The organism is Pseudoalteromonas sp. MMG024, from assembly GCF_021654175.1.
Classification (GTDB): Bacteria; Pseudomonadota; Gammaproteobacteria; order Enterobacterales; family Alteromonadaceae; genus Pseudoalteromonas.
This window is the reverse complement of the sequence record NZ_JAKFZO010000057.1, coordinates 1-612: the sequence shown is the minus strand read 5'-3', so window position 1 is coordinate 612 and position 612 is coordinate 1. Positions and strand designations below refer to the sequence as shown.

At 45.3% G+C, this 612-nt stretch carries 1 pseudogene; it reads left to right on the top strand.

The features are described from left to right. Positions 1-339: pseudogene (locus L1068_RS21840) on the top strand (IS110 family transposase); the annotation flags it as partial. Positions 340-612: the final 273 nt, after the last annotated feature.

Below are 612 nucleotides of genomic sequence, written 5' to 3'. Positions count from 1 at the left end.
GGCGGTAAAAGGCATATTGGCGCAATTACTAAATGCGGCAATGGTCGAGCAAGGCGATTGTTAGTCGAAGGTGCGCATAGTTATCGTCATACTGCCAACATCTCAACTGAACTACAAAAGCGACAAGAGGGCTTACCAAAACAGATTGTTGATATCGCTTGGAAAGCACAATTAAGGCTCTGCAAGCGCTATAAAAAGCTCATTAATAAAGGCAAGCATTACAACCTTGTGGTCACAGCGATTGCGCGAGAAATGATTACCTATATCTGGGCTATCGCAAAAGAAGTGGTACTCGTCCCCGTTAATCCAAAATTACGAATAGCGCGAGTACCCGCTTAATATGAACGAATTAGAGTTAATGCATTGGGTCAAGCATCGGGTGTGGCACAACCACCGACGGCGTTGCCTACATGGATGTAGGTAAGGGGCGTGAGCAGGAGCGGAAGCTTTAGGATGGCAATGTTGCTACCGCAACATTGAACCACGAACATAGACTGAAGACAGGTGCCACGACGAACTAAGTAAGGTCTGCTCTGTTACTAGCAATAGTAATAACCAACGAATATCAGCATGAAAACCGACGACATTACTTGCTTCATCCTATGTGTTAAC